This window comes from Actinophytocola sp., from assembly GCF_035712165.1.
Lineage (GTDB): Bacteria > Actinomycetota > Actinomycetes > Mycobacteriales > Pseudonocardiaceae > DASYTH01.
On the sequence record NZ_DASTBH010000146.1, the window covers coordinates 21001 to 30894 of the forward strand.

Here is a 9894-nt window from a genome sequence, read left to right on the forward strand (position 1 = left end):
GGGGAGGAGAAATGATGAACGCTGCTCTTGCGCAGGAAGCGAACGCCGTGCTGGCCCAGTCGGCGATCCAGCTCTCGACCGCCGAGGCGTTCGCCTTCTGGGTGCTCGGCCCGCTGGCTCTGGCCGGCGGCCTCGGCATGATCTTCGCCCGCAACGCCGTGCACTCGGCGTTGTTCCTGGTGCTCACCATGTTCAGCCTCGGCGTGCTGTACATGGTGCAGCAGGCGGCGTTCCTCGGGTTCGTCCAGATCATCGTCTACACCGGCGCGATCATGATGCTGTTCCTGTTCGTGCTGATGCTGGTCGGCCGGGACTCCTCCGACTCGGTGGTCGAGGTGCTGCGCGGCCAGCGGCTGTGGGCGGCGATCCTCGGTGTCGGGCTGGCCGGTCTGGTGGTCGGCGTGGTGGCCCGGGGAATCAGCCTGGTCACCCCGGTCGGTCTGGCCACCCCGCAGGCCAACGCCGGACGCGGCAACGTCTACAACATCGGCCGGTTGCTGTTCACCGACTACCTGTTCGCCTTCGAGCTCACCTCGGCGCTGCTGATCACCGCCGCGGTCGGCGGCATGATCCTCGGCTACGTCGACCGGCACGTGCGCGGCCGGCGTACGCAGAAGGAACTGGTCATCGCCCGGTTCAGCGGCGAGCACGACCGGCCGTCGCCGCTGCCCGGGCCCGGCGTGTTCGCCACGGCCAACTCGGTGGCCACCCCGGCCCTGCTGCCGGACGGCTCGGTCGCGCCCGAGTCGCTGTCCGGGATCATCGAGGCGACCGCGGCCGAGCAGTTCGCCCAGGAGCGCGACGCGGTCGCCGGCACCGCCCCGGCGGCCGACGCCCATGCCCTTGTCGGGTCCGCGACCGAAACGCCCTCGCAGGAGGACACCCCGTGACCGCTACCTACTACCTGCTGCTGTCGGCGTTGCTGTTCACGATCGGCGCCGTCGGGGTTCTGATCCGGCGCAACGCCATCGTGGTGTTCATGTGCATCGAGCTGATGCTCAACGCGGTGAACCTCACCCTGGTCACGTTCGCCCGGATCAACGGGACGCTGGACGGCCAGGTGATGGCGTTCTTCGTGATGGTGGTGGCCGCCGCCGAGGTCGTGGTCGGCCTCGCCATCATCATGTCCATCTTCCGGACCCGGCGTACGTCCTCTGTGGACGATGCCAACCTGCTGAAGTACTAAGGGGACATCGGTGACGGGAACCGCAACCCTGGCCGTCGCAGCACAGGAACACGTGCAAGAGGCCACCGGGGTCGCCAGCGCCGCCTGGCTGCTGCTCGTGCTGCCCGCGTTCGGGGCGCTGGTCCTGCTGGCCGGCGGCCGGCGCACCGACCGGTGGGGACACCTGCTGGGCTGCGCGACCATCCTCGGCGGACTGGTCTACGCCCTGGTGCTGCTGTTCGACACGCTCGGCAAGGAGGCCAGCCAGCGGGTCAGCGAGGTCCACCTGTTCTCCTGGATCCCGGTGGAGGCCCTGCAGGTCGACTTCGGACTCCGGATCGACCCGCTGTCGATCAGCTTCGCGCTGCTGATCACCGGGGTCGGTGGCCTGATCCACATCTACTCGATCGGTTACATGGCGGCCGACCTCAACCGCCGCCGGTTCTTCGGCTACTTCAACCTGTTCGCCGCGGCCATGCTGCTGCTGGTGCTCGGCAACGGGTTCGTGACGCTGTACCTGGGCTGGGAGGGCGTCGGTCTGGCCTCGTACCTGCTGATCGGCTGGTACACCAACCGCCCGTCCGCGGCCACCGCGGCCAAGAAGGCGTTCCTGATGAACCGGGTCGGCGACGTCGGCCTGGCGATCGCGATCTTCATCATGTTCTCCGAGCTGGGCAGCACCCAGTACACCGAGGTGTTCGCGCGGGCCGGCGAGCTGGACTCGGCCACGCTGCTGGCGCTGGCCCTGCTGCTGCTGCTCGGCGCCTGCGGCAAGTCCGGCCAGTTCCCGCTGCAGTCCTGGTTGCCCGACGCCATGGAGGGCCCGACCCCGGTCTCCGCCCTGATCCACGCGGCGACCATGGTCACCGCCGGGGTGTACCTGATCGCGCGGTCCAACCCGATCTACAACCTGACCCCGAACGGCCAGCTGGCGGTCGCGATCGTCGGCACGATCACGCTGCTGATCGGGTCGATCATCGGCTGCGCCTACGACGACATCAAGAAGGTGCTGGCGTACTCCACGGTCAGCCAGATCGGCTACATGATGCTGGCCGTGGGTCTCGGCCCGGCCGGCTACGCGCTGGGCATCGCGCACCTGCTGACCCACGGATTCTTCAAGGCCGGGCTGTTCCTCGGCGCCGGGTCGGTCATGCACGCCATGAACGACGACGTGGACATGCGGCACTACGGCGGGCTGGCCCGGCTGATGCCGGTCACGTTCGTCACCTTCGGCCTCGGGTACCTGGCGCTGATCGGGTTCCCGTTCCTGTCCGGGTACTTCTCCAAGGACGCCATCATCGAGGCGGCGTTCGCCTCGGAGGAGCCGTGGCGGGCCTGGGTGTTCGGCGGCGCGGCAATGCTCGCCGTGGCGCTGACCGCGTTCTACATGACCCGGCTGATGCTGATGACCTTCTTCGGCGAGCAGCGCTGGAAGGACCTCAAGAGCGAGGACGGGCACGACTACCACCCGCACGAGTCGCCGGCCGTGATGACCATTCCGATGATCATCCTGGCGGTCGGCTCGGTCGGGGCCGGCTGGTTCCTCGCCACCGGGAACCGGCTGGCGAACTGGCTGGAACCCTCGCTCGGCGAGCTGGCCGAGGGCGGCGAGCACATCGTCCCGGAGGCGACGCTGGTGCTGCTGTCCGTCGCCCTGATGGTGGTCGGCGCGGGCGCGGCGTGGCTGTTCGTCGGGCGCAAGCCGGTGCCGGTGGTGCGGCCGGAGCCGGTGTCGGCGGTGGTCCGGGCGGCCCGCAACGACCTGTACGGCAACGCGCTCAACGAGACGCTGGTGGCCCGGCCGGGCACCTGGCTGACCCGGGCGCTGGTCTACGTGGACAACAAGGGCGTCGACGGGCTGGTCAACGGCATCGCCGCGGCGCTCGGCGGTAGTTCCGGCCGATTGCGCCGGTTGCAGACCGGATTCGTGCGCTCCTACGCGCTGACCATGCTCGGAGGTTCGATCCTCGTGGTTGCGGCTCTGTTGGCGGTGAGGTTCGCATGACCTCCTCGTCCGGATCGGCGCTGCTGGTCGCGTTGCTGCTGTTGCCGGTGGTCGGCGCGGTCGCCGTCGCGCTGCTGCGGGACAACGCGCTGCTGGCCAAGCGGGTGGCGCTCGGGTTCACGCTGGTCGAGTTCGGACTCGCGGTGGCGTCCTGGTTCGCCTACGACCCCGGCGGCGCCCGGCTGCAGCAGCACTTCTCGGTGGACTGGATCCCGACCTTCGGCGTGCACCTGTCGTTCGGTGTGGACGGCATCGCGCTGGTGATGATCGCGATCATCGCGCTGCTGGTGCCGGTGCTGATCGGCGCGAGCTGGGTGGACAAGCTGCCCGAGGGTCGCAGTGCCGGCGGGTTCCTGGCGCTGATCCTGCTCGAGCAGGCGCTGACCATCGGCGTGTTCGCCGCGACCGACGTGTTCGTGTTCTACGTGCTCTTCGAGCTGATGCTGGTGCCGATGTACTTCCTGATCGGCTCCTACGGCGGGGTGCGCCGGCAGTACGCCGCGGTCAAGTTCTTCCTGTACTCCTTCCTCGGCGGCCTGATCATGCTGGCGTCCGCGATCGGGTGCTACGTGATGGCGGCCGACGAGCGGGGCCAGGGCACCTTCGACTGGCCGACGCTGGTCGAGGTGGTGCGGGACGCGCCGCTGGCCAACCAGATCTGGCTGTTCCTGGGCTTCTTCCTGGCCTTCGCGGTGAAGGCGCCGCTGGTGCCGCTGCACACCTGGCTGCCGGACGCGGCCGCCGAGTCTCCGATCGTGGTGGCCGTGCTGCTGGTCGGCATCCTGGACAAGGTCGGCACGTTCGGCTTCCTGCGCTACCTGCTGCCGATGTTCCCCGACGCCAGCAAGACCCTGGCGCCGCTGGTGCTGGTGCTCGCGGTGGCGGGAGTCCTGTATGGCGCGTTGCTGGCCACCGGGCAGCGGGACATGAAGCGGTTCATCGCCTACGTGTCGATCGCCCACTTCGGATTCATCGCGCTGGGGATCTTCGCGTTCAGCTCGCAGTCCCAGGTCGGCTCGGTGTCCTACATGGTCAACCACAGCATCGCGACCGGGATGCTGATCCTGGTGATCGGCATGGTGATCGCCCGGGGCGGCTCGACACAGATCGCCGACTACGGTGGGATGTTCGCGGCCACCCCACTGCTCGGCGGGATGCTGCTGCTGGCCGGGCTGACCACCCTGTCGCTGCCCGGCACCAACTCCTTCATCAGCGAGTTCCTGGTGCTGGTCGGCTCCTATGGCCGGGAGCCGGTGTACACCGTGCTCGCCACCATCGGGATGATCATGGCGGCGCTCTACGTGCTCTGGTTCTACCAGCGGGTCATGCACGGTCCGGTGCGCGGCGACGCCATGCTCGGCGCCATGGCCGGGCCGGGTGCGGTGGCCGATCCGGAGGTCGCCGCCAGGCACGCCATCCCCGACCTCGGCGGCCGGGAGAAGGCCGTGCTGATCCCGTTGGTCGTACTGATCCTCGGCATCGGGTTCTATCCCCAGCCACTGCTCGACGTGATCACCCCGTCGGTCAAGGCGACGATGAGCTCGGTCGGCCTGACCGACCCGGTGGAAGGAAACTGACGTGACCGCGCTCCCGCAGTTCCTGGCGCTGGCCCAGCCCGCCGGGCCGGCCAAGGAGACTCTGCCGGCGATCAACTATCCGGCGATCATGCCGATCTTGATCATCCTCGGCGCCGCGTGCCTCGGTGTGCTGGTCGAGGCCTTCCTGCCCCGGCACCAGCGCTGGGGGGTCCAGGTGGGCCTCACCCTGGTCGCGATCGCCGCGGCCGGCGTCACGATGGCCACCTACCTCACCGACGCGCCCGCCGCGGGCGAGGTCACCGTCGCCGGCGCGCTGGCGGTGGACCGGCCGGCGCTGTTCCTGTGGGGCACGCTGCTGGCCCTGTCGGTCGGCGCGGTGCTGCTGGTGGCCGACCGGTCGGTCGAGCCGGGCGGCGCGCTGGTCGCCCAGGCGGCCATCCGGCCCGGCACCATCCAGGACCGCGAGCAGCGGCTCGGCGCACTGCCGCACCGCACCGAGGCCGCCCGGTACCAGATGCAGACCGAGGTCTTCCCGCTCATGCTGTTCTCGCTGGCCGGGATGATGATCTTCTGTGCGGCCAACGACCTGCTCACCATGTTCATCGCGCTCGAGGTGCTGAGCCTGCCGCTGTACCTGATGGCCGGTCTGGCCCGGCGGCGCCGGCTGCTGTCCCAGGAGGCGGCGGTCAAGTACTTCCTGCTGGGCGCGTTCGCCTCGGCGTTCTTCCTCTACGGCCTGGCCCTGCTGTACGGCTACGCCGGCTCGGTGCGGCTGGCCGACATCGCCAACTCCGCCGCCGGCACCGACCGCTCGGACACGCTGCTGTTCGCCGGGTTCGGCCTGCTCGTGGTGGGCCTGCTGTTCAAGGGCTCGGTCGGGCCGTTCCACACCTGGACGCCGGACGTGTACCAGGGGTCGCCGACGCCGGTCACCGCGTACATGGCGGCCTGCACCAAGGTCGCCGCGTTCGGCGCGATCCTGCGGGTGCTGTCGGTCGGCTTCGAGTCGATCAGCTGGGAGTGGCGCGGCGTGCTGTTCGGCATCGCGGTGATCTCCATGGTGATCGGCGCGGTGCTCGGCCTGACCCAGACCGACATCAAGCGGATGATCGCCTACTCGTCGATCGCGCACGCCGGTTTCCTGCTGGTCGGCGCGATCGTGCTGACCCCGGACGGCTTGTCCAGCACGCTGTTCTACCTGCTCACCTACGGGTTCACCACGCTGGCCGCGTTCGGGATGATCAGCCTGGTGCGCGACGCCGACGGGGAGGCCACCCACCTGTCGCAGTGGGCCGGGCTGGCCAAACGCTCGCCGGTCGCCGCCGCGGTGTTCGCCTTCCTGCTGCTCGCCCTCGCCGGACTGCCGCTGACCAGCGGTTTCGTCGGCAAGTTCGTGGTGTTCTCGGCGGCCTTCGCCGACGGGCTGGCGCCGCTGGTGGTGATCGCGCTGGTGATCAGTGCCGTGGCCGCGTTCTTCTACCTCCGGGTGATCGTGCTGATGTACTTCAGCGAGCCGGCCGCGGACGGACCGAGCGTGACCGTGCCGGGCGCGCTCACCACCGCGGCGATCGCCCTGGGCGTGGTGGTCACCCTGCTGCTGGGAATCTGGCCCGCGTTCGCCCTGGACTGGGCCGGTGCGGGCAGCTTCGCCCTGCATTAAGGCCCCACGACAACCGCACAAAGATTCCGGAGCGGCGGATCAGTGAGAACCCCGCTACATAAGCCGAACACGGTGCGGGGTCGCCGGTTACGCTCCACATGTGCCTAATCAGACGGCTGCCTCGCTTCCCACCGCGCTCGGTCTCGACCATGCGGACCCGGAGTTGCTCACGGCGTTGACCGAGGGCCTGACCGCGGTCGAGGACGTGCTGCTGACCATCGTGCACAGCGACGTGGACTTCGTGGACCAGGCGGCCCTGCACCTGGTCAAAGCCGGCGGAAAGCGGTTCCGGCCGCTGTTCACGCTGCTGTCCGCGCAGTTCGCCGGCGGCAACACCGATGACGTGATCACCGCGGCGGCCGTGATCGAGCTCATCCACCTGGCCACGCTCTACCACGACGACGTGATGGACGAGGCGACCATGCGGCGCGGCGAGGAGAGCGTGAATGCCCGCTGGGACAACACGATCGCCATCCTGACCGGCGACTTCCTGTTCGCCCACGCGTCCCGGCTGGTGGCCGATCTGGGCAGCGACGCGACCCGGATCATCGCCGAGACCATGGGGGAACTGGTCACCGGTCAGATGCGGGAGAGCGTGGGGCCGCGGGACGGGGAGGACCCGGTCGCGCACTACCTGTCGGTGGTCGGGCAGAAGACCGGCTCGCTGATCGCCACGGCCGCCCGGTACGGCGGAATGTTCTCCGGAGCCGGCCCGGAGCAGATCGCCGCGCTGCACCGGTACGGCGAGATCATCGGCACCGCCTTCCAGATTTCCGACGACGTGATCGACATCGCGTCGCCGGCCACGGAGTCCGGCAAGACCCCGGGCACCGACCTGCGTGAGGGAGTCAAGACGCTCCCGATGCTCTACGCGCTCGCGGACGACGGGCCGGACAGCGACCGGCTCCGCGAGCTCCTCGCCGGGCCGATCACCGACGACGATGCCGTGGCCGAGGCACTGACGCTGCTGCGCCGGTCCGCCGGGCTGACCCGGGCCATCGAGACGCTGGGTGACTACGCCGCGCGAGCCCGCGCGGAACTGGCCGTGCTGCCGGCCTGCCCCGCGCGGGATGCGCTGGACCTTCTGGCCCGGTACGGGATCGCCAGGACCCGGTAGTCCGGTTCCGCTGGCCCGCGTGCCGCTACCGAACGTGGTTGCGATGTGTTATTGGGCGAGCCGGTGCCGCGCGCCGGACGGCTCGCAGTAGCCTTTCACGGCGAAGGCCGTGAGGACGTGCCGACTTGGCGCGCCCTGAAGGGAGTTAGGCGATGCCGATTTTCGGCCAGGTCTGGTTATGGAGCCTGCTGGCCTTCCTGCTCGGCGCACTGCTCTGCTGGGTGCTGGTTGTCCTTCCGGTGCGCCGGCGGATCGCCGCGCTGGAGAGCAGGTTGGCCTCACTGCGCGCGGACGCCAAGGTCGGTGCGGCGGCGGAGCGGTCCCGCACCGCCGACCGGCTTGAGCCGATCTCACGACCGGGGGAGCGGCCCGCGGAGGAGATCCGTGCCGACACCCTCACCCGGGCCTATGCGCTGCCCGGCGTGCCGAGCAGCCCGCCGCTGGCGTACCGGGACAACACGGCCGACGCGCGGGCCGAGCGTGGTGCACCGCACCTGTCCGCGCCGGTCGAGCAGCAGGTGCCCGCGGACTCCGACTGGTTCGACGAGCGGGCCCCGGGCGCGCCCGCCCAGCCCGGCTTCGAGGGCTACGCGCAGGAGCCTCAGCACGAGTACGCGCAGGAACACGAGTACGCCCACGGCGAGGAGGACGACGAGGAGCACGGCACGATCTTCACGCAGCGCACCGGGCCGATCCTCCGTGAGGAGATCCGCCGGCTCGACGATGGCCCATCGCTGCCGGAGCCGGAGCCGGAACCCGAGCCGGAGTCCCGGCCGTCGCGCGCCGCGCACCGCCTCGGCGAGGCCCGGGTGGACGACGCGGCGGTCGCCGAGCCGGATGCGGCGCCGACCACCTTCCTGCCGACCGTCCTCGATGCCGAGCCGGAACCCGAGCCGGAACCCGAGCCGGAGCCCGCCCCCCGGCACGCCCTGACCGGCTACGACATGTTCACGCCCCGGGCCGAGCAGGTGCAGACCGAGCCGGAGGTGCCGCCCGCGGCCGCGAGCGCGCCGGCCCTGCCGCCGGTGCGGCCGGCCGCGGCGCTCGCGACCGAGCGGACCACGTTCCAGCCGAGGATCTCGCCGGAGATCACCGTGCAGGAGCCGGAGCGGTCGCCGGCCGGGCTGCCGAAGCGAATCCCCGCCAAGCCGCAGCACCGGGTCCCGTTCGGGGTGGCCGTGTCATCGCCCGCGCAGCCGGTGGTCACCGACGCCGCAGCCGGGGACCGGCCGCGGTCGCTGTTCGAGCCGGTGATCGCACCCGAGGACGGCAACGAGTCGATGCCGCCGCCGCCGAACCGGTTATCGATGGCGGCGAAGGCGGCGGGCGGCCCGGGCGCGTTCGGCACGGTCGCGGCCGGCGGAACCGGAAACTCCGGGTCCGGCGGCGGGGCGGCCGGTCCGTTCGGCCCCGGTTCGGCGATGCCGCTGCCCGGCGGCGGTTCGCCGTCCCCGGAGTTCACCGTCAAGGCCAGTGTGACCGCGCTGCGGTACTGCACGCCGGACTCCACCCAGTTCGGCCGCACGACCGCCGAGGTCTGGTTCCGCTCGGCCGCCGACGCCGAGCGGGTCGGCTTCCGCCCGGTCGGCTAGGGCCGCCTGTCCCACGGATCTTTGTGGGAAGTCGGTGCCCGGCCAACAGCTACCTCAGGGAACCGTGACGGCGCTCAGCCACAGTCCACCCGATATCCGCACCGTTTGCCGGAACGCAACGACCGCGTCGGAATCCGGGGAGGCGGATCAGCTCGCTACAGTCCAGGTGTCCGAACCGCGCAGCAGGCTCTGCAGGTCGCCGGGCCGCCGGGTGCGTGCCGTCTCCACCTGCGTCCGCGCCGTGTCGTCGTAGGTGGGCCGGGAAACGTCGCGGAAGATCCCGGTGACCGTGTGCGAAAGGTCCTGAGTGGACAGTCGGGACAGGGCGAAGGCGTAGGTCGGGTCGGCGATGTTGGCATCGTGCACCACCAGCGCCTCCTCGCCGACCTCGGACACCTTGGCCACGTCCAGCCCGGCGAAGCCGCTGCGCACCACGCCGTACTCGCCGCTCGCGCCGAACCGGATCGGCTGGCCGTGCACCAGCGGGATCAGCCGCTGCTCCTTCTCCCCGGGCTCCTTGAGGATGTCGAAGGCGCCGTCGTTGAAGATCGGGCAGTTCTGGTAGATCTCGATGAACGCGCTGCCCCGGTGCTCGGCGGCCGCGGTGAGGATCTCGGTCAGCTGCGCCCGGTCGTTGTCCAGCGTGCGCGCGACGAACGTGGCGTCCGCGCCCAGCGCCAGCGAGATCGGGTTGAACGGGTGGTCCAGCGAGCCCATCGGGGTGGACTTGGTGACCTTGCCCTCCTCGGAGGTGGGCGAGTACTGGCCCTTGGTCAGGCCGTAGATCCGGTTGTTGAACAGCAGGATCTTGAGGTTC

Annotated in this window: 8 protein-coding genes; 7 read left to right on the forward strand and 1 reads right to left on the reverse strand. The window is 70.3% G+C overall.

The features are described from left to right. Positions 1-11 precede the first annotated feature (11 nt). The 7 genes from VFO68_RS08120 (at position 12) to VFO68_RS08150 (ending at position 9077) form a co-directional block, all read left to right on the forward strand. Positions 12-890 (forward strand): NADH-quinone oxidoreductase subunit J, encoded by an 879-nt coding sequence (locus VFO68_RS08120; RefSeq protein ID WP_325157559.1) that lies wholly within the window; start codon positions 12-14, stop codon positions 888-890. Next, positions 887-1186, forward strand: coding sequence for an NADH-quinone oxidoreductase subunit NuoK (gene nuoK, locus VFO68_RS08125; protein ID WP_325157560.1), 300 nt, complete (start codon positions 887-889; stop codon positions 1184-1186). The genes VFO68_RS08120 and nuoK overlap by 4 nt, the downstream gene beginning before the upstream one ends. Positions 1187-1214: 28 nt before the next feature. Beyond that, positions 1215-3170: an NADH-quinone oxidoreductase subunit L gene (gene nuoL, locus VFO68_RS08130; protein WP_414635472.1), complete on the forward strand. Its 1956-nt coding sequence runs from the start codon at positions 1215-1217 to the stop codon at positions 3168-3170. Further along, the gene (locus tag VFO68_RS08135) at positions 3167-4747 is read left to right on the forward strand and encodes an NADH-quinone oxidoreductase subunit M (protein ID WP_325157562.1); all 1581 of its coding nucleotides are present in this window, start codon (positions 3167-3169) and stop codon (positions 4745-4747) included. The genes nuoL and VFO68_RS08135 overlap by 4 nt, the downstream gene beginning before the upstream one ends. A 28-nt stretch (positions 4748-4775) precedes the next feature. After that, entirely contained in the window at positions 4776-6368 is a 1593-nt protein-coding gene (gene nuoN, locus VFO68_RS08140; protein WP_325157567.1) for an NADH-quinone oxidoreductase subunit NuoN, read from the forward strand. Between the two features lie 100 nt (positions 6369-6468). Continuing rightward, positions 6469-7485, forward strand: a complete 1017-nt coding sequence (locus VFO68_RS08145; RefSeq protein ID WP_325157563.1) for a polyprenyl synthetase family protein — start codon at positions 6469-6471, stop codon at positions 7483-7485. Positions 7486-7637: 152 nt separating this feature from the next. Further along, positions 7638-9077: a hypothetical protein gene (locus VFO68_RS08150; protein WP_325157564.1), complete on the forward strand. Its 1440-nt coding sequence runs from the start codon at positions 7638-7640 to the stop codon at positions 9075-9077. Positions 9078-9224: 147 nt separating this feature from the next. Here the strand turns inward: VFO68_RS08150 and VFO68_RS08155 are convergent. Next, the coding region (locus VFO68_RS08155; RefSeq protein ID WP_325157565.1) for a thiamine pyrophosphate-dependent enzyme at positions 9225-9894 on the reverse strand (670 nt) is incomplete at its 5' end.